The organism is Bradyrhizobium sp. SOJA106, from assembly GCF_059448745.1.
In genome coordinates, this window is sequence record NZ_CM182549.1 from 6,611,212 (window position 1) to 6,634,122 (window position 22,911).

A 22,911-nucleotide genomic window follows, 5' to 3' on the forward strand; every position below is an offset into this window, starting at 1 on the left:
GTCTCGTGTCCCGGACGCGGCGCGGCATGAACTGACGCGACGCAGAGCCGGAACCCGGATTGTGGGCCCGCGGCTCTGCAGCGCACCGCGATAGCGTCTCGAAGGGGCGCGGAAACGCGCTTATGGCGCTGCGTCCGGGGCACGAGAGATGCTCCAGCGTCGACTATTCGCCGTCCCTTATCCGCCGGTACAGCGCACCCAAAATGTTGGAATAATCGTCGGTCCAGACCTGCACCCTGTCGTCGGCTTCGGTCTCCTCCCATTGCTTGGAGGATGCGATCCTGCCGACGTCGTCCGCATCGCGCGCGGAGATGACGACGTCGGTCGAGAAGATGTAGTCGGAATCGCGCCCCGAATCCTCGTTGTAGACCCAGCTCTTCAGATCGTTGGCATCGGCGATGCCGACCACGACCGGCTCTAGATCGAGATGCCGGTTGGAGACGTGCATCACCACGGCGCCGTGCGGGGCGAGCTTGTCCTTGTAGATTTTCATCGCCTCTTGGGTCGCCAGATGAATCGGGATCGCATCCGACGAATAGGCATCGACGATGATGAGATCGTAGGCGCCGTCGGGCTCCTTGGCGAAAGTGAGACGCGCATCCCCGATGACAGGCTTCAGGTCGGGCAGGCAGCTCGATATGTAACGGAAATTCCTCGGATCGCGCGCAGCATCCACCATCGACTGGTCGATCTCGAAGAACTTCCAGTCCTCGCCAGGTTCGGCGGCGCAGGCGAGCGTGCCCGAGCCGACGCCGATCGCGGCGACCTTCAGCGGCCCGCCCTTGCGCTCGCGCATCGCGGTGACAGCCTGACCGATGCCGCCATCCCGGTGATAATAGGTGATCGGCTCCGGCCGTCCGGCGACGGGCGTGCCGTCATTGTTGAGGAAGCGCTCCGCGCCGTGGATCGTGGTGCCGTGCATCAGCACGTGGAAATAGCCGCCGGGCGTCACAACGATCTTGTGCACGCCGAAAAAGCTGCGCACCGTTGTGACGCGGCCCTCGTCCGCGGGATAGATTCGGATCAAGGCCAGCGCCAGCGCGACGGTTGCAAAGGTCTTCCAGCGGTCCGCATTGAATGTCAGTGCGAGCAGCGCGGCAAGCACACCGACGCCGCCGGCGACCCAGACGCGGTGATCCTCGAACCAGGTCGTCAGATCGCCCGTGGTGGTGGACGGCACAACGAGCGCCATCGCGAGCGCGGCGAGCACCAGCCAGTACCATTTGACGACAGCGGCGAGACGCTCGCTGGCGGGCGGCCGGCACAGCGCGGCAAGCGCGACCAGAATCGGATATTCGGCGATCCACGAGAAGGTGAAGGGAGCAACGAGACCGGCAAACAGGCCGCCGACCATGCCGCCGAACGACAGCGCGACATAGAAGCCCGTGAGATATTTGGCGGCCGGCCGGGTCCGCGCCAGCTCGCCATGGCAGGCCATGGCGATGACGAAGAAGCACAGCTGGTGACCGCCGAGCGTCAGCAGCAGGTTCTGCTCGCCGCCGAAAGCCAGCAGCACGATGACGCCGGCGATGGCGACCGGCTGAAGCATCAGCATCCATTTGTGCGGCAGCAGCGGCCGCGACTGGAACACCACCACCCAGGTGAGCAGATAGAGCGAAAGCGGCAGCACCCATAGCAGCGGCGCCGCCGCGACGTCGGTCGAGATGTGCGCGGTGACGGCGATGAGCAGGCCCGACGGCACCGCCGCAAGGAGGATCCAGCGTAGCCGCGTCAGCAGACCCGGGGCCGGTGCGTTGATCTCCTCGGCTTGCGCATCGACCACGGGCAGCCTCGGCGAGCGCAGCAGCAGCGCACCGCAGCCGCCAATCAGGAGGATCAGAAGGCCATAACCGCCGGTCCAGAACCGGTTCTGCGTATGCAGCGTGAACATCGGCTCCAGCAGGAACGGATAGGACAACAGCGCGAGGAAGCTGCCGATGTTGGAGGAGGCATAGAGGAAATAGGGATCGTGGCCGGCAGGATGGCCGGTGCGGACGAACCAGGCCTGCAGCAGCGGATTGTTGGCGGCGAGCGCGAAGAACGGCAGGCCGATCGAGACGACGAACAGGCCAAGCAGCCAGAATGCGTAGCCCGAGGCCGGCGGCTCGCCATAGGCAGAGGCGATGCCAAGCGGCAGGGTGGCGAACGCCGCGATCAGCAGCACCAGATGCACCGCAACCGGAATGACACGGCTCTTCACCTGCACCAGCAGATGCGCATAGGCGTAGCCGGCGAGCAGCAGCGACTGGAAGAACACCATCGCCACCGACCACACCGCCGGCGAGCCGCCGAGCCGCGGCAGCACCATCTTCGTGAACAGCGGCTGCACCGAGAACAGCAGCAGCGCGCTGACGAAGATCGCGGCGGTGTAGACCGTCAGCAGCAGCCGGTTGCGTGACGACGACGGCTGCTCCGTGGCGGCGGGTTGCACGATCGAATCCATGAAAGCTCCGGCAAAGCGTTTTCCAGCGAAGTGGGCACCGGCTCGCGCGAGAGAACGCGTCGAACAAAACCCTCCGGCGGGCGCCGGACCGCGCGCAATGGAGCACAGCGCGCCTGAACGGGCAATAAAGGCGCACGTGATGTTGCAGAGGGGAATGCTTGATATAAGAGAGTCGTTCCGGGGCCTCGAAGAGGCGAACCGGAACCTCGATTCCGGGTTCTCGCTTCGCGAGCCCCGGAATGGCGGTAGACTGGGCCACGAATCCTTCATGACCGAAACCGACGTCGTCATCATCGGCGCTGGCCATAACGGCCTCACCTGCGCGGCCTATCTCGCGAGCGCAGGCCTGCGCGTGCGCGTGGTCGAGCGCCGCAAAGTGGTCGGCGGGGCCGCGGTGACCGAAGAGTTTCATCCGGGCTTCCGCAATTCGGTCGCGGCCTACACGGTGAGCCTGCTCAATCCGCAGGTGATCCGGGATTTGGGCCTCGCCGACCACGGCCTGCGCGTGGTCGAACGGCGCGCGCAGAATTTCCTGCCCGCGCCGGACGGCAGCTATCTCCTCACCGGCGAGGGACGGACCAAAGCGTCGGTCGCGCGGCTCAGCGCGCATGATGCGGAGGCACTCGACGGGTTTTCGCGCGAGCTGGAGGAGATCGCCGACGTGCTCAGGCGATTCGTGCTGCGCGCGCCGCCGAACCTGCTCGATGGGTTTGGCCCGGCTGCGATCCGCGAGGCCGTCAACGCATTGCAGAGCGCCAATATCCTGCGCGGGCTCACGTTGGAACAGAGCCGCAGCCTGCTCGACCTCTTCACCCGCTCGGCCGGCGAGATGCTGGATGAACGCTTCGAGCAGGATCTGGTCAAGGCGCTGTTCGGCTTCGACGCGATCGTCGGCAATTACGCCAGCCCCTACGCCGCCGGCTCGGCCTATGTGATGCTGCACCACGCCTTTGGCGAGGTGAACGGCAAGAAGGGCGTCTGGGGTCACGCCATCGGCGGCATGGGTGCGATCACGCAGGCGATGGCGCGCGCCGCGCAGAGCCGTGGTGTCGTGATCGACCTTGATGCCGGCGTGCGCGAGGTGATCGTCGAGCGCGATCGCGCTGTCGGCGTGGCGCTGGAAAACGGCACGGCCATTCGCGCGAAATACGTCGCGGCCAACGTCAATCCAAAGCTGCTCTACACGCACCTGATCGCGGCCGATGCCCTGCCGGCGGATTTCCTTGCGCGCATAAGGCATTGGAAGAACGGCTCCGGCACCTTCCGAATGAACGTGGCGCTGGACCGCCTGCCCTCCTTCACGGCGCTATCCGGCGACGGCGATCACCTCACCTCCGGCATCATCATCGCGCCAAGCCTTCCCTACATGGACCGCGCCTATCTCGATGCGCGCGCGCAGGGCTGGAGCAGGTCACCCGTCGTCGAGATGCTGATCCCCTCGACGCTCGATGACACGCTGGCGCCGGAGGGCAAGCACGTCGCGAGCCTGTTCTGTCAGCACGTTGCGCCGGAACTGCCCGACGGAAAGTCCTGGGACGAGCATCGCGATGAGGTCGCCGATCTCATGATCGCGACCGTGGACAACTATGCGCCGGGCTTTGCGGCAAGCGTGCTCGGCCGCCAGATCCTGTCGCCGCTCGATCTCGAACGGCAGTTCGGTCTCCTCGGCGGCGACATCTTCCACGGCGCGCTGACCCTGAACCAGCTGTTCTCGGCGCGGCCGATGCTGGGCCATGCCGACTATCGCGGCCCTCTCAAAGGCCTTTATCATTGCGGCTCCGGCGCCCATCCCGGCGGCGGCGTCACCGGTGCCCCCGGCCACAACGCGGCGCAGGCGATCCTGAGGGATCACCGCTCGCTGTTCGGTAGCCGTGGATAGGTGTGTGGATGGGCTGTGGACAGGCCGCCGGCAAAGCTGTGGCACGCCGGCGGGCCCCCGCGCTGCAAGCCGGGCAAACCCCTGTTGAAAGGCCGTGGACAAGCTGGGGATGACCGGCGGGATAACGGCGTGGACAGCGTCAGGCATAAGGACGGGACAGGCTGTGGCTTTCTTGTGAGAATCAGCCTTCAAAACGACCTCGCCCGCTAGGGGGCATTTCCCCAGCGGGCGGGTTGTCGAATGAGTCTATGAAGAAAGGTGCCCCGCTGGAAATCGGAGGCGGAAATTACTTCAAGGAGCTGCTAATCGAACCGAACTTATCGTTCATCGAGCTGCCGAGGCCGTTCACCACAGTGATGATCGCCAGCGCAATACCGGCTGCAATCAGGCCGTATTCGATCGCGGTCGCCCCCGATTCATCGGACCAGAACTTCGAAACCATGGACTTCAAGACTCGCCTCCGTTTCCATTTCAAGCTGCGTTGGTCAGCCCCAACATCCGCAAATCTACGGTGGCGCAGCCTTCAGTCGGGTTAATTGGCGAATTGCAAGTTGTACGCAAAATTGGGAACAAAAGTTCCATAAATTGAACGTGACGGGAACCGTAGGATGCAGCTTTCCCCCACCCACCGCGCCAGCTTTTCGATTGCCGACGAGGCCTCGGCAAAGCGCGTCGTCGATGTCCTCACCGAGATATTCTTCGAGGGCGATGCGGCGGTCGCCGCATTCGAGCGGCCCGACGGACAATGGGACGTCACGCTGCATTTCGCCGACGCGCCGGATCAGGAATTGTTGCGCGAACTCGTTGCAACTTCAGCAGGAAATGAGATCGCGGCGACTCTCGTCTTCGACACGGTCGAGGCCAAGGACTGGGTCAAGGCAAGCCTGGAAGATCTCGTCCCGGTGCCGGCCGGACGCTTCGTCGTGCATGGCAGCCACGATCGCGACCGCGTCGCGCCGAACAAGCTCAAGATCGAGATCGAGGCGGCCCTCGCCTTCGGCACCGGCCACCACGGCACCACCCGCGGCTGTTTACTGTTGCTTGACCATGTCCTTAAGAGTTCCCAGCCGCGAAGCATTCTCGACCTCGGCACCGGGACCGGCGTGCTCGCCATCGCGGCGGCGAAGGCGCTGCATCGCGCGGTGCTGGCCACCGACATCGACCCGCCCTCGGTGCGGGTGGCGGCCGAGAACGCGGCGCTGAACGAAGTCGGCACCTGCGTCCGGGTGATCCGCGCGACCGGCTTTGTCGCCCCCGATTTTGCCAGATCCGGCCCGTTCGACTTGGTGCTGGCCAACATCCTTGCCAACCCGCTCCGGCAACTGGCCGGCCCAATGGCGCGGCACCTTGCGCCTGGCGCGCGCGTCATCCTCTCCGGCCTGCTCACGCACCAGGCGCCCGCCGTGATCGCCGCCTACCGTGCACGCGGCCTCGTACCGCTCAGGCACCTGCGGATCGAAGGCTGGAGCAGCTTGTTGCTGCGGAAGGTGGATTGAGCGAGGTGCCGTAGGTTGGGCCAAGCGAAGCGTGCCCACCATCTGTCGCCGCTGGAGAAAGGCCGTGGGCATGGCGCTTCGCGCCTTTGCGGCAGCATCGCTGCCGCCCTACTTCGCCGGCTTCTCGTCCCGTTGCATCGCGCGCTTGCCCCGCAAGGCGCGCTTGGCGCGGCGTTCGGCAAAACGGTCGATCATCTGGCTGATGAGGCCGCGCGGCTTCTCAGGCTGTGTTGCGGCCGGGGCGCGGCGGACCGGCGGCGTGATCTTTTCAAACGTGAACGCTGGCATCGTGTGTCCCCTCGCCGTTGAGATGAACCACTTGCTCGAATTTCCCTGTTATCCGGACGAAGCGCAACTGCTGCATCCTGTACTCCACTCAATTCGAATGGCACATTTTCAAGCACAGTCCATGCCAGATGCGGCGCAATTGCGTCCGGATTGCGGACCGATCCCCATGGTCCTAGATTGAGCCCGTCATGTTCGAAGCGCACTTCCAGACGTTCGAGGAGCCCGAGGCCGGCGTCGCATTGACGGCGCGCCTTGCCGCGCTCCGTGAAGAGCTCGCCCGCCGCAAGCTGACCGGCTTCGTCGTTCCACGCGCCGATCAGCAGCAGAACGAATATGTGGCCCCGTCGGAAGAGCGGCTCGCCTGGCTGACCGGCTTTACCGGCTCGGCGGGAGTGGCCGTGGTGCTGACGCACGAGGCCGCGGTGTTCGTCGACGGCCGCTACACCATCCAGGCCGCCAAACAGGTCGACGCAAAAGCCTGGGCGGTGGAATCGCTGATCGATCCGCCGCCGGAGAGCTGGGTTTCCGCGCACCTAAAAGCCGGCGACCGCCTAGGATTTGATCCGTGGCTGCACACTTCTGCGGCAGCCGAGCGCCTCGCGGCTGCCTGCGCCAAGGCCGGCGCCGAGCTGGTTGCCGTCGACAGCAATCCGGTCGATGCGATCTGGCCGGACCGGCCGCCGCCGCCGCTCGCCCCGGTCGCTGTCCACGGCCTGCAATATGCGGGGATCGCCGAGGCCGCGAAGATCGCGCAGATCAGGACGGAGATCGACAAGCTGGGCGTCGATGCACTGGTGCTGTCCGACAGCCATGCGGTGGCCTGGACCTTCAACATCCGCGGCGCCGACGTCGCCCACACGCCGCTGCCGCTGTCCTATGCGCTGGTGCCGAAGGACGGCCGCCCCACCGTCTTCATCGATCGCCGCAAGCTCTCGAACCTGACGCGCGACCATCTCGAGCAGTCCGCCGACGTACGCGAGCCCGACGCGATGGCGCCGACCTTGATGGCGCTGGCTCGAAACGGCGTGGCCATCGCACTCGACAATGCCACCGCAGCCGATGCGCTGAGCCGATTGATCGCAGGCGCCGGCGGCAAGCCGGTGCGCGGCAACGATCCGATCGCACTGCTCAAAGCGATCAAGAACGCGACCGAGATCGCCGGCACGAAAACCGCCCATGTGCGCGACGCCGTGGCGCTGGCGCGTTTCCTCGCATGGATCGACCGCGAGGCGGGAAGCGGCAAGCTCACCGAGATCGACGCCGTCGAGGCGCTGGAGACGTTCCGCCGCGACACCGGCGCGCTGAAGGATGTCTCGTTCCCGACCATCTCCGGCACGGGTCCCAACGGCGCCATCGTGCATTACCGCGTCACCCGCAAGAGCAACCGGCGCATCGCGCCCGGCGATCTCCTGCTGATCGATTCCGGCGCGCAATATGAAGACGGCACCACCGACGTCACCCGCACCATGGCGGTGGGGCAGCCGACGGAAGAGATGCGCGACCGCTTCACCCGCGTGCTGCGCGGGCACATCGCGATCGCGCGCGCCGTGTTTCCCGACGGCACCACGGGCGCGCAGCTCGACACCTTGGCGCGGCAATATCTCTGGTCCGCCGGCGTCGATTTCGAGCACGGCACCGGCCACGGCGTCGGCAGCTACCTCAGTGTGCATGAAGGGCCCGCGCGCATCTCGAAGCTCGGCACCACGCCGCTGAAGCGTGGCATGATCCTCTCCAACGAGCCCGGCTACTACAAGACCGACGGCTTCGGCATCCGCATCGAAAATCTCGAGCTCGTCGTCGCAGCCGACATCAAGGGCGCCGAGAAGCCGATGAACGCGTTCGAGACATTGACGCTGGCGCCGATCGACCGTCGGCTGATCGATGTGGCAATGCTGAGCCGTGGCGAGCTCGACTGGCTCAACGCCTATCATGCACGCGTACGGGCCGAGGTGCGGCCGGCGCTGGATGAGGCGACGAAGGCATGGCTCGATCAGGCGACGGCCGAGCTGAAGGCGTAGCGCGCCTGCCGGACGATGCATGGCACTACGCGATTAGCGCAACGCTGCTTCTCCACATATCGCTGTCATTCTCCACGAAGGCGGAATCCAGTATTCCCAGAGGTAGAACACGTATGCGGAGTGGCCGCGGCGCACTGGATCGCCTGCCTCAGTGCGCAACCGCGCACAAGGCAGGCGATGACGCCGCTTTTGCGGAATGAGGCGCGCGATCAATCGGCCACCCTCGCGCTGTTATTATAACCGTCCCGGAATCCGAATAGCCGCATTCCGAAACGCCGATATCCGTCTTGCGTGAGCACGCTACAGTCGATTCGAATTCGAAAGACGGACATCTATGCATGGCATGATCAGCAGGCCGCCGGACGCGGCGACGAAGAGCATCGCGACCTCGCGCATGGTGTTGCTGCTGCTGGTCGCCATGACCGGGATCGCGCCGATCTCGCTCTACATGCTGGTTCCGGCGCTGCCGGTGCTGGCGACGACCTTCGGCAGCGACATCTCGGTCGCGCAGATGACGGTGTCGCTCTACATGGTCGGCATCGCGCTGTCGCAGCTGATCATGGGGCCGCTGTCGGACCGGTTCGGCCGCCGCCCGGTGCTGCTCGGCGGCCTGACGCTGATGGTCGCGGCCAGCGTCGCCTGCATCTTCGCGCAGACCCTGCCGCAGCTGATCGCCGCGCGCTTCTTCCAGGCGCTCGGCGGTGCCGCCGGCATGGTGGTGAGCCGCGCCATCATCCGCGACATCTACGAGCGCGATCGCGTCGCCTCGATGATCAGCCTCGTGGTTGCGGCGCTTATGATCGGACAGATGGTGTCGCCGCTGACCGGCGGCCTGATCGAGACCGCGTTCGGCTGGCGCGCGATCTCCTATGCCATCACGATCGGCGCGCTCACCGTCGCCGTCGGTATCGCGATCGCGCTGCCGGAAACGCGCCGCACCCGCGCCCCCGGCAGCGGCTTTCGCCGCGACGTCGGCATTCTGATCCGCAACCGCGCCTTCGTCGGCTACGTGATGTGCCAGGTGCTGGCCTCGCAGATCATCTTCACCTTCGCCGGCGGCGGCCCCTACATCGTGGTGACGCAGATGGGCCGCTCCAGCGCCGAATACGGCGCCTGGTTCGCAACAACCGGCTTTGCGTATCTGGTCGGCAACCTCCTCTGCGTACGCTTTGCGCCCAGGCACTCGCTGGAGCGGCTGATCTGGCTCGGGCTCGGCCTGCAGCTCTGCGGCAGCTTATTGAACCTGGTCTGGAGCTTGACCGGATGGAACGAGGCGCCCTTCTGGCTGTTCGGCACTCAGATGATCGTGATGCTCGGCAATGCCTTTGTGATGGCGAACTCCGCCGCCGGCGCGATCAGCATCCGCCCCGAGGCGGCCGGCACCGCCTCGGGCGCGATGGGCTTCCTCCAGCAGGGCATCGGCGCGCTGATGTCGCAATTCGGCGCCTATCTGGGCGGCCATTCAGCAACGACGCTGCCGCTGATCTCGGCGGTGCTGGCAATCTCGCTGCTCTGTGCCTGCATGATGATCTTCGTCGTCCCCCGCCGCGAGGTGATGGTGAGCGAGGAATTGATCGAGCAGGCGGAAGGGGAAGAGAGCGGGATGATGTGAGCGGCGCAAAGCGCGTGCCCAGCCGTCATTGCGAGCGAAGCGAAGCAATCCAGACTACCTCAGCGGTGACAGTCTGGATTGCTTCCTCGCTTCGCTCCTCGCAATGACGGGTGAGCTCACTCCCCGATCAGCTTTAGCCACTCGTCCTCGGTCAGCACCTTGACCCCGTGCTTGTTCGCGTCGGCGAGCTTCGAGCCGGCGCCGGGGCCGGCGACGACGAGATCGGTCTTCTTCGACACCGAGCCTGACACTTTCGCGCCCAGACGCTCCGCGGTCGCCTTGGCCTCGTCGCGCGTCATCTTCTCCAGCGAGCCGGTGAACACCACCGTCTTGCCGGCCACCGCCGAGTTGCTCTTCGGCTTCTCGGCGTCGATGATCTCGACCTCTTTCGTCAGCCGCTCGACGATGCCGCGATTGTGGCTCTCGCCGAAATAATCGGCGATGCTCTTGATCACGGTGTCGCCGATCTGGTCGAGCGCATCCATCTCCGCCATCGCCTCCTCGTCGCCCTTGGCGACCTTGAGACAGGCATCGTGGAACGCGTCCCAGGAGCCGTAGCCGCGCGCCAGCGCCAGCGCAGTGGTCTCGCCGACATGGCGCATGCCGAGCGCATAGACGAAGCGCTCCAGCGCGATCCTGCGCCGGCTCTCGATCGCGCCGAATAGGTTGCGCACCGAGGTCGCGCCGTAGCCTTCGATCTCCTCGAGCTTCAGTTTCGAATTGCGCTTCTCCAGCGTGAAGATGTCGGCGGGCTCCTTGACCCATCCTTCATCGAAGAAATACTGGAGCTGCTTTTCGCCGAGACCATCGATGTCGAAGGCGCGGCGCGAGACGAACAGCTTGAGGTGCTCGATCTTCTGATAGGGGCAGGCGAACTCGCCGGTGCAGCGGGCGCGCGAGCCCTCCTCGCCGGTCGCCGTCTCCTCACGCGTGACGTCGGTGTGCAGCGGGCATGGGCACTTCTTGGGGAAGTGGAATTCCTTGGCGGTCTTTGGCCGCTTGTCGAGGACGACGTCGACCACCTGCGGAATGACGTCGCCGGCACGCTGGATCACGACGGTGTCACCGATCCTGATGTCGCGGCCCTCGCGTAGCACCTCGCCCTTGTTGCCGACACCCCTGATGTAGTCCTCGTTGTGCAGCGTGACGTTCTGCACGATCACGCCGCCGACGCCGACCGGCTCGAGCTTGCCGACCGGCGTGAACGAGCCGGTCCGCCCGACCTGGATCTCGATGTCGCGTAGCACCGTCATGGCGCGCTCGGCCGGGAATTTGTGCGCGATGCCCCAGCGGGGCGTGCGCGAGACGAAGCCGAGACGCTCCTGCCAGTCGATGCGGTCGACCTTGTAGACGACGCCGTCGATATCGTAGTCGAGCCGTGCGCGCTGCTCCTCGATCGAATGATGGAAGGCGAGCAGCTCCTCGACGGAGTGGCACAGCTTGGTCAGCGGATTGGTCTTGAAGCCGCAGCGTTCGAACCAGCCGATCATGCCGCTCTGCGTGCCCTCGGGCATCGCGCTCATCTCGCCCCAGGCATAGGCGAAGAAGCCGAGCGGACGCGAGGCGGTGATGTTCGGGTCCTTCTGCCGCAGCGAGCCCGCGGCCGAGTTGCGCGGATTGGCGAAGATGGTGTCGCCGGCGGCCTTCTGCCGCTCGTTGAGCGCGAGGAACGCCTTCTTGGTCATGTAGACCTCGCCGCGCACCTCGCAGATGTCGGGGATGTTGCGCCCCTTCAGCTTCTGCGGCACGTCTTCGAGCGTGCGGATGTTGGCGGTGACGTCCTCGCCTTCCGCCCCATCGCCGCGCGTCGCCGCGGTGACGAGCTCGCCGCCCTCGTAGCGCAGCGACATCGACAGGCCATCGATCTTCGGCTCGGCGGAGAAATCGACCTTGCCGTCGTCGAGCTTCAGGAAGCGCACGATGCGGCCGACGAAGTCGCGCACGTCCTCTTCGGCAAAGGCGTTGTCGAGCGACAACATGGGAAGCGAGTGACGCACCTTCCTGAACCGTCCCGACGGCGCGGCGCCGACCTTCTGCGAGGGCGAGTCCGCGCTGACGAATTCCGGAAAGCGCTTCTCGATCGCGTTGAAGCGCTGGCGTAGCGCATCGTACTCGGCGTCGGTGATGGTCGGCGCGTCCTCCTGATAGTAGCGGCGGTCGTGCTCTTCGAGCTCGAGCGCAAGCCGCGTGTGCTCGACCTTGGCCTGCGCCTTGGTGAGTTCAGTGACGTCGCGAAGCGGCGGCCTTGCCTGGGATTTTGCTGCTCTTGCCATGGTGCTTGGATACGACGGAGGGGGTAGCACGGTAAAGGCGTGTGGAAATCTCGTGCCCCGGACGCAGCGCAGCGCTTCTTCAGCGCTGCGCTGCAGAGCCGGGGCCCATGTCGCGACGTTCTGGGTCCCGGCTCGCGCTGCGCGCGTCCGGGACACGGAAGCCTATGCCGTCGCCGCCTTGAGCAACCTCTCCGCGGCCGCCCTCGCCTCCGCGGTGATCTCGGCGCCGGCGAGCATGCGGGCGATTTCCTCGCGGCGATGATCGGCGGCGAGCGCGTTGACGCGGGTGGCGACGCGCTTGCCCTTGTCAAGCGCATCCTTGGAGATCAGCAAATGCTGGTCGGCGCGGGCGGCGACCTGCGGGGCATGGGTCACGGCCATCACCTGCACCTTGCCGGCAAGGCGCGCCAGCCGCGCGCCGATGGCGTCCGCGACCGCACCGCCGACGCCGGTGTCGATCTCGTCGAAGACCAGGGTCGGCGCCGAGCCGCGGTCGGACAGTACGACCTTGAGCGCCAGGAGGAAGCGCGACAACTCGCCGCCGGAGGCGACCTTCATCAGCGGTCCCGGCCTCGTGCCCGGATTGGTCTGCACCCAGAACTCGACCCGGTCGAAACCCTGCGGGCCTGGCGCGGCCTCGTCGGTGTCGACCTGGGTCATGAACTTGGCGCGTTCGAGCTTGAGCGGGGCCAGCTCGGCATTGACGGCCTTGTTGAGCTTCTCCGCGGATTTCTGTCGCGCCAACGACAGCTTCTTGGCGGCAGCCGCATAGCGCGAATCGGCCTCGATCGCGGCCTGCTCCAGCTTCTTGAGCTGCGAGGCGCCGGCGTCGATCAGCACGACGTCGGCGGCATATTTGGCGGCCAACGCAGCGAGTCCATCGACCGGTGTCGAATATTTGCGCGAGGCGGCGCGAAGTGCGAACAGCCGTTCCTCGATGCGTTCGAGCTCGGCCGGGTCGAAATCGGTCGCGGCAAGCGCGGCCTGGAGATGCTGATCGGCCTCCTCCAGCGCGTTGATCGCGGCGTCGATCGCCCGCACGGCAGGCTCGACCAGCGCCGGCGAGTTCACGCCGCGGCGCTCCAGCCGGCGGACTGCGGCTGACAGCGCCGCAACCGGCGAATGATTGCCGCCGACCGCCTCCTGCGCCTCGCGCAGATCGGAGGCGATCTTCTCGCCCTGCATCATGGTGGTGCGGCGCGAGGCCAGCGCGGTCTCCTCGCCGTCCTTGGGCGCGAGCTGCTTCAATTCGTCGGAGGCATGGCGCAGATAGTCGGCCTCGCGCGCGGCGCGCTCCATGCCGGCGCGGTGCGCTTCCAGCGCGGTGTTGGCGGTGCGGCGGGCCTCCCAGAGCGATTCGACGGCGCCGACGTCCTTCTCCAGCCCGGCAAAGGCGTCGAGCAGGCGGCGGTGAGTGGCGGCATCGACCAGCGCGCGCTCGTCGTGCTGACCGTGGATCTCGACCAAGGCGGCACCGACCGCCTTCAGCGTCTGCACGCTGATCGACTGGTCGTTGATGAAGGCGCGGGTGCGGCCGTCGGCGAGCTGCACCCGGCGGAGAATCATCTCGCCGGTGTCCTCAAGGCCGTTCTCGGCAAGGATTTTTGCCGCTGGGTGATTCTTGGCGATATCGAAGACGGCGGTGACCTGCCCCTGCTCGGCGCCGTGACGCACGAGGCCGGCGTCGCCGCGGCCGCCGAGGGCCAGCGCAAAGGCATCGAGCAGGATGGATTTGCCCGCACCGGTCTCGCCGGTCAAAACCGCAAGGCCGGTGGCGAATTCGATATCGAGCCGTTCGATCAGGACGATGTCACGGATCGACAGACGCGCCAGCATGGAACCAGATTTCCTAGCCGAGGACCTACAGACCTATCTTCTTGAAGGTCCGGCTGATCCAGGACCCCTGATTCTCGCTCGGTTCGAGACCGCCCGATTTTACAAGATTATAGGCGTCCTTGTACCAGCGGCTGTCAGGAAAATTGTGGCCGAGCACGGCGGCCGCGGTCTGCGCCTCGCCGACGATGCCGATCGCCATATAGGCCTCGGTGAGGCGGAATAGCGCCTCCTCGACGTGGCGCGTGGTCTGGTACTGCGTCACGACGGTCTTGTAGCGGTTGATCGCCGCAGTGTAGTCGCGCTTCTGCGCGTAGTAACGGCCGACGCTCATCTCCTTGCCGGCGAGTTGGTCGCGCGCACCCTCGATCTTGGCCTTGGCCGAGGTCGCATATTCCGAGTTCGGATATTTGCGCACCACCTCCTCCAGCGCGGCGATCGCCTTCTCGGTGCGGGCCTGGTCGCGGCTGACGTCCGGAATCTGGTCATAATGGGAGGCGGCGATCAGGTACTGCGCATAGGCCGCGTCCGGGCTGCCGGGATGCAGGGTGACGTAGCGGGTGGCGGCGCCGATGCAGCCGTCATAGTCGCCGCCCTGGTAGGAGGCGTAGGCCGACATCAGCAGCGATTTGCGGGCCCAGTCGGAATAAGGATGCTGGCGGTCGACCTCTTCGAACTTCTTGTTCGCCGCCTTCATGTCCTTCTTCTCGTTCATGAGGTACAGGCCCTCATTGTAGATCTTGTCGGCGGGCTCCTCGACGAAGGTGTCGTCCTTGGCGGTGAACTTATCCCAGAGCCCGCCGGTGCCGCAGCCGGCCAGCGGCAGCGCGAGCAGGACGAAGGTGGCGGCGTGGAGCAGCCCGCGGGCGCCAGACGAGACCGAGAGATATCCGCGCGTCGTACGCTGTGCCGACATGAATTTAAGACCTGACGCCCTGTGATGCGGTGCCCGCCAGCCCATGAACCCGGTCATGGGCGCGAAATGTGACCGTGGTGCCTGCCATGCGACCACGCAGGAGTAACCGAAAACGATCGCTAGCCCACCCGATAGGCAGGCATTCCGCCCGGATTAAGGCGAAATTGCCGCAATGCTAGCCGATCATGGTTACCAGGAGTTTCCCGGGGAGAAGGCAGTCGCGCACCTGCGACAGCGGTTTGTTCAGGACACGTCCGGTCCGTAGGCCGCCGCGATCCGGCCGCCGACGATACCGCCACCGACTTCGCCCAGCGGGCGCGTGGTGCGGCGAGCCGCCTCGCCCTCGATGACGCGCCAAGCCGTTCGATCGGCGAGCAGCGCGCTCAGGACGGCATGGTTGAGCTTGTGACCGCCGCGAACCGAATGATAGGCGCCGAGCAGCGGCAGGCCCGCCAGCGCGAGGTCACCGATCACGTCCAGCACCTTGTGGCGGGCGCATTCGTCGGAGTAGCGCAGGCCTTCGGTGTTCAGGAGCCGCTCGTCGTCGAACACGACAGTATTGTCGAAGGAGGCGCCGAGCGCGTAGCCCGCGCTCCAGAGACGGGCGACATCGCACATCTGGCCGAAGGTGCGGGCGCGGCCGACTTCGCGGCGGAAGCGTTCCGGGCTGAGCTCGAAGGAATAGCTCTGCTGGCCGATGACGGGATTGGTGAAATCGATCTCGACTTCGGCACGGAAGCCGTTGGCATAGGGCCGGATCTCGCCGAAGGAGTCGCCGATCTTGACCGAGACCGGCTTCAAAACCTGGATGAAGCGGCGCTGCGCCGGCTGGGTGACGATACCGGCCTGGTCGATCGCGGCGATGAAGGCTGCGGCGCTGCCGTCCATGATCGGCACTTCCGGCCCGTCGATCTCGATGGTGGCGTTGTCGACGCCCATCCCCCGCAGCGCAGCAAGCACATGCTCTGCAGTCGACACCAAAGGACCACTGCGATCGCCGAGGACGGTGGCGAAATCGGTCGCGATCACCTGCTCGGCGGTCGCCTGGACTTCGCGGTCACTTCCCTCAAGGCCGGTGCGGACAAAAATAAAACCTGCGTCGACAGGCGCAGGCCCGAGCGTGAGAGTCACGGGAAGACCGGAGTGAACGCCTACGCCTGCCACGGTGGCTTGCGCACGAAGCGTTGTTTGCCGGCTAAATTTCATCAGGAACCGCCCCACTACGACCCACTGCGACTTATACTAGACCCGCTCGGCCGGCCAGCGCCGACGGTTGCGAATCTCCGTATCCCCAAGTCACGGCAAACCATAGTTGCTGCCTCAAACAGCGCCAACTCACGCTTTTTTACCGATTGTTACCCCAAACCTGCCGTATTCGCGCCAAGGCTTAACCAAATTAGCTTTGGGTTTTGGGCCGTTATCGGCGGCTTTAATGAACCACCGACTACGTAATTAATGATTTAAAATCAGTTGTTTGGCTGCACAATCCAGGCATGCACGGGAGAAAAGGAAAGGTCCCGGCAAGCTTCTCGCCGGGACCTCTTTTCGTCTGCCTGATGGTAACAATCCTCAGGTCGCCTGCCGCCGCAGGAAGGCCGGGATATCAAGATGGTCGTCGCCCTGTGGCGCCGGCGCAACAGGTGCCGGGCGGCCATGCATGTCCAGACCCTGCGGCGCGGGACGGCGCGCATACTCCGATACCGGCTCGCTGGCCGCGATTTGTTGCGCCACGGTCTTCTGCGGGCGGCGGTCGGGCAGCGGCGGCATCCCGGGACCGGCGGTGCGGGCGGCGACCGGCGGCTCGCTCTCCTCGTCGCGACGGCCGAGGCCGACATTGGCGAGGCGCTGGAGCAGCGACAGCCGGCTCTTCTGCGGGGTCTCTTCCTCGACCTCGCCGCGGGCCTGGCGAAGCTCGGCCTGGGCCGGCATCGGCAGTTCCTCGAGACGCGGCATCCGCGGCGCACGGACCGGCGGGCGCTCGGCCTGCGGCGGGATGAAGTTTTCGGGCGTCATCGGCTCCTGCATCGCGATCGGGCCCTGCTCAGGCTCCGGGAACAGGGTCGGCTTCTGCGCGATCGGGCGCACGGTGACGTCGCCATAGGTCTGCGGCGCCGGTGCCTGCGGCACGTCCGAGACCGCGGCGGCGATCGCGGCCAGCGCGGCGCGCTCGACGTTCGCACGCGGCGCGGCGGGGGCGGCAGCAACCGGGACCGCCGCGGTGGCCGGGATCTGCGCTTCCAGCTTCTGGGCCCGTTCGGCCAGGCGCTGGTTATCGGCACGGAGGCGCGCGGTCAGGTCGGCGAGACGGCTCTCGGCAGCCGCGGCCGGAGCCGCGGGAGCCTGCTGCGGCGCCGGATTGGCAACCGGTGCGGAAGTCGCCTGGCTGTTGCGGGCAATCGCCGCCTGCTCGATGCCGGTGGCGACGACCGAGACGCGGATCAGGCCGTCGAGCGCTTCGTCGAAGGTCGCGCCGACGATGATGTTGGCGTCCTGGTCGACTTCCTCGCGGATGCGGGTCGCGGCTTCGTCGACCTCGAAGAGGGTAAGGTCCTTGCCACCGGTGATGGAGATGAGGAGGCCTTTGGCGCCCTTCATCGAGCTATCGTCGATCAGCGGGTTGGCGATCGCGGCCTCCGCGGCGGTCAGCGCACGCTTGTCGCCGGAGGCTTCGCCCGTGCCCATCATCGCCTTGCCCATCTCGCGCATGACGGCGCGAACGTCAGCGAAGTCGAGGTTGATCAGGCCTTCCTTGACCATCAGGTCAGTGATGCAGGCAACGCCCGAATAGAGCACCTGGTCGGCCATCGCGAAGGCGTCGGCAAAGGTGGTCTTCTCGTTGGCGACCCGGAACAGGTTCTGGTTCGGGATGATTAGGAGCGTGTCCACGACCTTGTGCAGCTCGGCGATGCCGGCTTCGGCGGTGCGCATGCGGCGGCCGCCTTCGAAGTGGAAGGGCTTGGTCACGACACCGACGGTGAGGATGCCCATGTCGCGCGCGGTCTTGGCGATGACGGGAGCAGCACCCGTCCCGGTGCCGCCGCCCATGCCGGCGGTGACGAACACCATGTTGGCGCCCGAGAGATGGTCGCGCAGCTCGTCGATCACCTCTTCCGCAGCGGCAGCGCCGACGTTCGGCTGCGAACCTGCGCCGAGACCTTGAGTGACGGCGGTGCCCATCTGCACGATGCGCTGCGCCTTCGACATCGTCAGCGCCTGCGCGTCGGTGTTGGCGACCACGAAGTCGACGCCCTGGAGGCCCGCCGTGATCATGTTGTTGACGGCGTTGCCACCGGCGCCACCGACGCCGAACACGGTGATCCGGGGCTTCAGTTCGTGAATATCAGGAACATTGATGCTGATGGTCATGGTTGCCTCTCGATCACGCGCGCGTGGGTTCGCCCCGGCCGGTGGCCGCGGGAGTTGGTGAAAATCGACACTTGCGGAAATGAGTCATCAAAAGCCCTCGCGTAGCCATCGTCCGACCTTTCCGAGATAGCCGCCGGTCCCTGTCTTGACCTGCTGCCGCGTATGCCGCGGTTCGACATGTTCGAGATGAACATATTGCGGGTAGACGAGAAGTCCGGCCGGCACCGCGAACGCGGCGTTCTTCGCCTCGTTGGGCAGCCGGCCGAAACCGAGGGGGCGACCGACCCGCACGGGCCGGCCGAGAATCTGGGTGCCGAGTTCGACGAGGCCGGTCAGCTGGGAAGCGCCGCCCGAGAGCACGACGCGGCCGTTGGGCTCTGAGGCGAAGGGCGAATCCTTCAGCTTGTCCCGAACCATTTCGAAGACTTCCTCGGCACGGTGCTTGACGATGTTGGCGATGGTGGCGCGGGAGACGATCTGCGGCAGATCCTGCTCGTCACCGGCTGTCGGTACAGACATCAGCTCACGCGAGTCCGATCCGCCGGTGATGACGGTCCCGTATAAGGTCTTGATTCGCTCGGCATCGGCAATGGTCGCGGAGAGTCCGCGGGCGAGATCCATCGTGATGTGTTGCCCGCCGACCGCAAAACCGGCCGCATGCACGAACCGGCCGCCGGAGTAGACCGCGATGGTGGTGGTGCCTGCACCCATCTCGACCACGGCGGCGCCGAGATCGGCCTCGTCATCGGTCAGCACGGAAAGTCCGGCCACATAGGGGCTCGCCGCCATGGCTTCGACGTTGATGTGGCAGCGCTCCACCGCCAGCATGAGGTTGCGCGCCACCGTGGCGTCGCAGGTGACGACGTTCATGTCGACGCCGAACTGATGCGCGACCATGCCGCGGGGATCGCGGATGCCCTTGACGCCGTCGAGCGTGTAGCCGACCGGCAGCGCGTGCAGCACGGTGCGGCCCTCGCCGGTGGCGTGGCGCATGCCGGTGGAGGTGACGCGGCTGACATCGGCCGGCGTCACGGCGCCGCCGCGGATGTCGGCGGCGGCTTCGACCAGCTGGCCGGCGAGCCGGCCGCCGGCGACCGACAGCAGCACGGAATCGACCCGCACCTTGGCCATTTTCTCGGCGAGACCGACAGCCTGGCGCACCGCCTGCTCGCATTCGGCAAGATCGATCACCGCGCCGGCCTTCATGCCGCGCGACTGGATCTGGCTGTAGCCGATCAGCTCCACCGCATGGGTGCGGCCGCGCAGCGCGTCGCTCGGCGGCGACGGCTTCAGCCGCGCGATCATGCAGGCGATCTTGCTGGTGCCGATGTCGAGGCAGGCGACGAGGCCGCCGCGCTTGTGCGGCATCGGGCGCGTCTTCGGCGTCTGGGTGCGATCAAGACCGGTCATGCGGCGTCCCCGGCCTTTTTCTTCTTCTTGTCCTTGAACTGCTCCTCGCGCGCCTTGGCGGCGTCGTCGGACAGCTGTACCACCAGGCGATCGGGCAGGCGCAGATCGATGGCAACGATGTCGCGGGAGAACAGCCTGTCCTCCTTGTCGAGCCGGGACAGCATCGCCAGCGCATTGCCGACGTCCTGCTCGGGCAGGCGGATGTCGAGACCGTCCTTGAGCCGCAGATTCCAGCGCCGCTCGCCGACATAGATCGCGGCCTTGGTCACCGAATTGATCTGCGGATAGCGCGCCAACAGCGCCAGGAAATCGCGCGCCTGGGTGTCGGCGCCCTTGCCGACCACGAGCGGCAGCGACAGGAAGCGGCGCGAGACATAGGGTTCGAGCACGGCGCCGTCGTCGGCGATCACGGAAAGCCGGCCGGCCTCCTGCCACAGCGCGAAGGCCTGGCGCTCGGTGATGTCGATCATCAGCCGGCCCGGATAGAGCTTCAGCACGGTCGCATCCGCGATCCAGGGATTGGCCTTGAGCTTGTCGCGCACGGCGTCGGCGTCGAGGAACAGCAGCGAGGAACGGCCGCTGACGCCGCCGATCGCGAGGATCTCGTCCTGGGTGAGCTGCTTGCGGCCGTTGATCGCGACCGAGGTGATGCGGAAGCCGGCGGAATTGGCCAGCGCGTTGCGGGCATCGCTGACCGCGGTGATGAAATCCTGGAGATGGCCGCCCTTGACGATGCCGAAGCCGCAGCTGCCGAGCAGCAGCAGCGCAGTCATGGTGATCCCGACCCGGCGCGGCAGATAGCGCTCGACCAGCGCGACCACGCGCGGCGGAGGCTCGCGCTCGACGAGCTGCTTGGCCTCCTTGGTCCTGATCTTGTCCTGGGCGGCAGCGCGCGCCTCGGCTCGCTTGTCCTGCACCCACTCGCGCAGAAGCACGACCGCTCCGATAGCGGCCGCCTTCAGGTCAGCTTGGGGCCTCAGCGATCTGAAAAGCGACCGAGTGAGGCTTCCTGCACCATCCATTGCACGAACTCGTCAACAGTTAGCCCGCAACATCGCGCGGGTCCTGGCGAACATGACGTCTCGGACTTGCCGGGCCGGGTGCTGGTCTTCAGCAGAAGAAACCTCTCCCGTTCAAAGCGTTCGCTGGAGGTGACATCACCCAGGACAGCTCACGCGCCGGCAGCCAAAACGCCATATGCGCCGCCAGCGTTAACCTTCGGCTGTCCTGGTAAACAAAAGGTAAAATTCGTTAACGCGGGATGCTTTTTGCCCCACGATGTGAGGCATTTGTGCCGCGATCTCCGGCAATTTACCGGATTTGGCCCCCAAACCGGCCCATTTCGGCTGTTTGGCCGTTAACCAGTCCTAATTATTTTCGCACACCCCGCCCGGCGAGCTCGACCAGGCCGCGCAGGAAGTCGACGAACGCGATGCCTTCGGCTTTCAGCGCCTTGGGGTAGAGCGAAGACTTGGTCAGCCCGGGCAGCGTGTTGGTCTCGAGATAGACGAGGCCCTTCTCCGAGACGATGAAGTCCGAGCGGGAATAGCCGGTGCAGGACATCGCCCGGTGCGCCAGCATCGCCTGCTCCTTCAGCGCGGCAGTGATCTCGGGCGCGAACCGGCCGGGACAGATCTCCTGGGTCGACTTCAAAAGATATTTTGCCGCGTAGTCGAAATTGCCCTCGCCCGGAATGATCTCGATCGGCGGCAGCGAGACGATCGAGCCGTCGGTGCGCTCCAGCACGCCGCAAGTGGCCTCGACGCCGGCGATGTAGGGCTCGATCACATATTCTTCATGCTTGGCCGCGTTGCGGACGGCGATGAGATCCTGCTTGGCGTTGACGAAGATCAGGCCGTAGCTCGAGCCGTCGCGCGCGGGCTTTGCGATCAGCCGGCCATATTCGGCGAAGGCTTCGTCAATGGCCTCGAGCGCAATGTTGGCCGGCGGCGTCACGCCGCCGAGCGCGGCAAAACGCTTGGCCGCGATCTTGTCGAAGGCGAGATGCGAGGAGGCCGAGCCCGATCCGGTGAACGGCACGCCGCGCGCCTCGCACATCACCTGCAATTCGCCGTTCTCCGCGCTCCCGCCATGCAGGCCGAGCACCAGCACGCGGCCTTCGGCCTTGGCCTGGTCGAGCGCCTGCGCCAGCGGAATGCCTGTCGTGCCGGGCTTGAATTCGTCCTCGAACGGGCGGGCATGTTCGAGCAGCTGTTTCGACTGCACCACATGCACCTTGTCCTCGACGTCCCACCACCAGAGATCGGCCTCGGGCAGCGCCTGATGCAGCGCCTGAGCCGAGGCGACCGAAACCAGACGCTCGCGGTTGGAGCCGCCGAAGAGGATGGTGATGCGCATGTGTCCTCGCATTTCGTCATTCCGGGATGGTGCGCAAGCACCAGACCCGGAATCTCGAGATTCCGGGTTCGATGCTAACGCATCGCCCCGGAATGACTGTTAATAGGAACCCCGATCCGCTTGATTTCCCAGTGTAGCTCTATTCCGGAATTCGCCTTCACGCGTTCGCGCACGGTCTCGCCCAACGTCTCGATGTCATGCGCCGTGGCATCGCCGGTGTTGATCAGGAAATTGCAGTGCATCTCCGAGACCTGCGCGCCGCCGACGCGCAAGCCCCGGCAGCCGGCGGCGTCCACCAGCTTCCAGGCGGAATGGCCGGGCGGGTTCTTGAAGGTCGATCCACCAGTCTTCTCGCGGATCGGCTGCGCGGTCTCGCGGTGGGTCTGCACCTCCGCCATCCGCGCGCGGATCGCCTCGGCATCCCTGATCTCGCCGCGGAAGCGCGCGGAGGTGAAGATGATGGAGGGATCGACGCCGCTATTGCGATAGACGAACTTCATGTCGGCGTTGGAGAAGAGATGCCGGGTGCCGTCGCGCGCCACGCCGCACGCCTCGATCAGCACGTCCTTGGTTTCGCCGCCATTGGCCCCCGCGTTCATGCGCAGCGCGCCGCCGATCGTGCCGGGAATGCCGAAATAGAATTCGAGCCCGCCGATATTGGCACTTGCCGCGACTTCCGCCACACGCTTGTCGAGCGCGGCAGCGCCGGCGGTGACGATGTCGCCGTCCGCGGCCGCATCGCCAAAGGCGCGCGGCGCAAGGCGGATCACCACGCCGGCAATGCCGCCGTCGCGCACGATCAGGTTCGAGCCGACGCCGACGACATAGACGGGGATGTCGGATGCGAGATGCGCGAGGAAATAAGCGAGATCGTCCTCGTCCGCCGGCGTGAACAGCACCTGCGCCGGACCGCCGACGCGAAACCAGGTGAGCTCGGCGAGCGACTGGTTGGCGAGCAGCCGACCGCGAAGGTTAGGCATCGCGGCTTTGAGTGTGGGGGTGATGTCGGGGAAGCTCAC

At 65.9% G+C, this 22,911-nt stretch carries 16 protein-coding genes; 4 read left to right on the top strand and 12 right to left on the bottom strand.

Going from position 1 to position 22,911, the window contains the following annotated elements:
- Nucleotides 1-163 precede the first annotated feature (163 nt).
- Nucleotides 164-2,443 (bottom strand): fused MFS/spermidine synthase, encoded by a 2,280-nt coding sequence (locus AC5V87_RS31195; RefSeq protein WP_495368776.1) that lies wholly within the window; start codon nucleotides 2,441-2,443, stop codon nucleotides 164-166.
- Nucleotides 2,444-2,711: 268 nt separating this feature from the next.
- On the opposite strand from AC5V87_RS31195, the gene AC5V87_RS31200 reads away from it, so the two are divergent.
- Entirely contained in the window at nucleotides 2,712-4,322 is a 1,611-nt protein-coding gene (locus tag AC5V87_RS31200; protein ID WP_495368777.1) for a phytoene desaturase family protein, read from the top strand.
- Nucleotides 4,323-4,608: 286 nt separating this feature from the next.
- Here the strand turns inward: AC5V87_RS31200 and AC5V87_RS31205 are convergent, their stop codons facing one another.
- Nucleotides 4,609-4,764, bottom strand: a complete 156-nt coding sequence (locus AC5V87_RS31205) for a Flp family type IVb pilin (RefSeq protein WP_456836627.1) — start codon at nucleotides 4,762-4,764, stop codon at nucleotides 4,609-4,611.
- A 166-nt stretch (nucleotides 4,765-4,930) separates the two neighbouring features.
- On the opposite strand from AC5V87_RS31205, the gene AC5V87_RS31210 reads away from it, so the two are divergent.
- Entirely contained in the window at nucleotides 4,931-5,818 is an 888-nt protein-coding gene (locus tag AC5V87_RS31210) for a 50S ribosomal protein L11 methyltransferase (RefSeq protein WP_495368778.1), read from the top strand.
- Between the two features lie 108 nt (nucleotides 5,819-5,926).
- Here AC5V87_RS31210 and AC5V87_RS31215 read toward each other — a convergent pair whose 3' ends face one another.
- Nucleotides 5,927-6,106: a hypothetical protein gene (locus tag AC5V87_RS31215; protein ID WP_495368779.1), complete on the bottom strand. Its 180-nt coding sequence runs from the start codon at nucleotides 6,104-6,106 to the stop codon at nucleotides 5,927-5,929.
- 188 nt (nucleotides 6,107-6,294) lie between these two features.
- Between AC5V87_RS31215 and AC5V87_RS31220 the strand changes: the two genes are divergently transcribed.
- On the top strand, nucleotides 6,295-8,124 hold the full coding sequence (locus tag AC5V87_RS31220; RefSeq protein ID WP_495368780.1) for an aminopeptidase P family protein: 1,830 nt from the start codon (nucleotides 6,295-6,297) through the stop codon (nucleotides 8,122-8,124).
- Nucleotides 8,125-8,458: 334 nt separating this feature from the next.
- The gene (locus tag AC5V87_RS31225; RefSeq protein ID WP_495368781.1) at nucleotides 8,459-9,736 is read left to right on the top strand and encodes a multidrug effflux MFS transporter; all 1,278 of its coding nucleotides are present in this window, start codon (nucleotides 8,459-8,461) and stop codon (nucleotides 9,734-9,736) included.
- A 116-nt stretch (nucleotides 9,737-9,852) separates the two neighbouring features.
- On the opposite strand, the gene ligA is transcribed toward AC5V87_RS31225, so the two are convergent.
- The 9 genes from ligA to murB form a co-directional block, all read right to left on the bottom strand.
- Nucleotides 9,853-12,009 (bottom strand): NAD-dependent DNA ligase LigA, encoded by a 2,157-nt coding sequence (gene ligA / locus AC5V87_RS31230; protein WP_495368782.1) that lies wholly within the window; start codon nucleotides 12,007-12,009, stop codon nucleotides 9,853-9,855.
- A 162-nt stretch (nucleotides 12,010-12,171) separates the two neighbouring features.
- The gene (gene recN / locus AC5V87_RS31235; protein WP_495368783.1) at nucleotides 12,172-13,845 is read right to left on the bottom strand and encodes a DNA repair protein RecN; all 1,674 of its coding nucleotides are present in this window, start codon (nucleotides 13,843-13,845) and stop codon (nucleotides 12,172-12,174) included.
- Nucleotides 13,846-13,870: 25 nt separating this feature from the next.
- Nucleotides 13,871-14,758: an outer membrane protein assembly factor BamD gene (locus AC5V87_RS31240; RefSeq protein ID WP_456836620.1), complete on the bottom strand. Its 888-nt coding sequence runs from the start codon at nucleotides 14,756-14,758 to the stop codon at nucleotides 13,871-13,873.
- A 243-nt stretch (nucleotides 14,759-15,001) separates the two neighbouring features.
- Complete coding sequence (gene lpxC / locus AC5V87_RS31245; protein WP_495368784.1) at nucleotides 15,002-15,964, bottom strand: UDP-3-O-acyl-N-acetylglucosamine deacetylase; 963 nt, start codon at nucleotides 15,962-15,964, stop codon at nucleotides 15,002-15,004.
- Nucleotides 15,965-16,327: 363 nt separating this feature from the next.
- Nucleotides 16,328-18,124: a cell division protein FtsZ gene (gene ftsZ, locus AC5V87_RS31250; RefSeq protein ID WP_456843244.1), complete on the bottom strand. Its 1,797-nt coding sequence runs from the start codon at nucleotides 18,122-18,124 to the stop codon at nucleotides 16,328-16,330.
- Nucleotides 18,125-18,211: 87 nt separating this feature from the next.
- Complete coding sequence (gene ftsA / locus AC5V87_RS31255; protein WP_456843243.1) at nucleotides 18,212-19,534, bottom strand: cell division protein FtsA; 1,323 nt, start codon at nucleotides 19,532-19,534, stop codon at nucleotides 18,212-18,214.
- Complete coding sequence (locus AC5V87_RS31260; RefSeq protein WP_495368785.1) at nucleotides 19,531-20,556, bottom strand: cell division protein FtsQ/DivIB; 1,026 nt, start codon at nucleotides 20,554-20,556, stop codon at nucleotides 19,531-19,533. The genes ftsA and AC5V87_RS31260 overlap by 4 nt, the downstream gene beginning before the upstream one ends.
- 349 nt (nucleotides 20,557-20,905) lie before the next feature.
- Entirely contained in the window at nucleotides 20,906-21,892 is a 987-nt protein-coding gene (locus tag AC5V87_RS31265; RefSeq protein WP_456843241.1) for a D-alanine--D-alanine ligase family protein, read from the bottom strand.
- 74 nt (nucleotides 21,893-21,966) lie between these two features.
- Nucleotides 21,967-22,911, bottom strand: a complete 945-nt coding sequence (gene murB, locus AC5V87_RS31270) for a UDP-N-acetylmuramate dehydrogenase (protein ID WP_456843240.1) — start codon at nucleotides 22,909-22,911, stop codon at nucleotides 21,967-21,969.

Bases quoted from the DNA above. Each gene is read 5' to 3' on its own strand.
- AC5V87_RS31200 (WP_495368777.1), top strand. From the start codon at position 2,712: ATGACCGAAACCGACGTCGTCATCATCGGCGCTGGCCATAACGGCCTC.
- AC5V87_RS31240 (WP_456836620.1), bottom strand. From the start codon at position 14,758: ATGTCGGCACAGCGTACGACGCGCGGATATCTCTCGGTCTCGTCTGGC.
- ligA (WP_495368782.1), bottom strand. From the start codon at position 12,009: ATGGCAAGAGCAGCAAAATCCCAGGCAAGGCCGCCGCTTCGCGACGTC.
- AC5V87_RS31260 (WP_495368785.1), bottom strand. From the start codon at position 20,556: ATGGATGGTGCAGGAAGCCTCACTCGGTCGCTTTTCAGATCGCTGAGG.
- AC5V87_RS31225 (WP_495368781.1), top strand. From the start codon at position 8,459: ATGCATGGCATGATCAGCAGGCCGCCGGACGCGGCGACGAAGAGCATC.
- ftsZ (WP_456843244.1), bottom strand. From the start codon at position 18,124: ATGACCATCAGCATCAATGTTCCTGATATTCACGAACTGAAGCCCCGG.
- lpxC (WP_495368784.1), bottom strand. From the start codon at position 15,964: ATGAAATTTAGCCGGCAAACAACGCTTCGTGCGCAAGCCACCGTGGCA.
- AC5V87_RS31210 (WP_495368778.1), top strand. From the start codon at position 4,931: ATGCAGCTTTCCCCCACCCACCGCGCCAGCTTTTCGATTGCCGACGAG.
- AC5V87_RS31220 (WP_495368780.1), top strand. From the start codon at position 6,295: ATGTTCGAAGCGCACTTCCAGACGTTCGAGGAGCCCGAGGCCGGCGTC.
- ftsA (WP_456843243.1), bottom strand. From the start codon at position 19,534: ATGACCGGTCTTGATCGCACCCAGACGCCGAAGACGCGCCCGATGCCG.
- AC5V87_RS31215 (WP_495368779.1), bottom strand. From the start codon at position 6,106: ATGCCAGCGTTCACGTTTGAAAAGATCACGCCGCCGGTCCGCCGCGCC.
- recN (WP_495368783.1), bottom strand. From the start codon at position 13,845: ATGCTGGCGCGTCTGTCGATCCGTGACATCGTCCTGATCGAACGGCTC.
- AC5V87_RS31205 (WP_456836627.1), bottom strand. From the start codon at position 4,764: ATGGTTTCGAAGTTCTGGTCCGATGAATCGGGGGCGACCGCGATCGAA.
- AC5V87_RS31195 (WP_495368776.1), bottom strand. From the start codon at position 2,443: ATGGATTCGATCGTGCAACCCGCCGCCACGGAGCAGCCGTCGTCGTCA.
- AC5V87_RS31265 (WP_456843241.1), bottom strand. From the start codon at position 21,892: ATGCGCATCACCATCCTCTTCGGCGGCTCCAACCGCGAGCGTCTGGTT.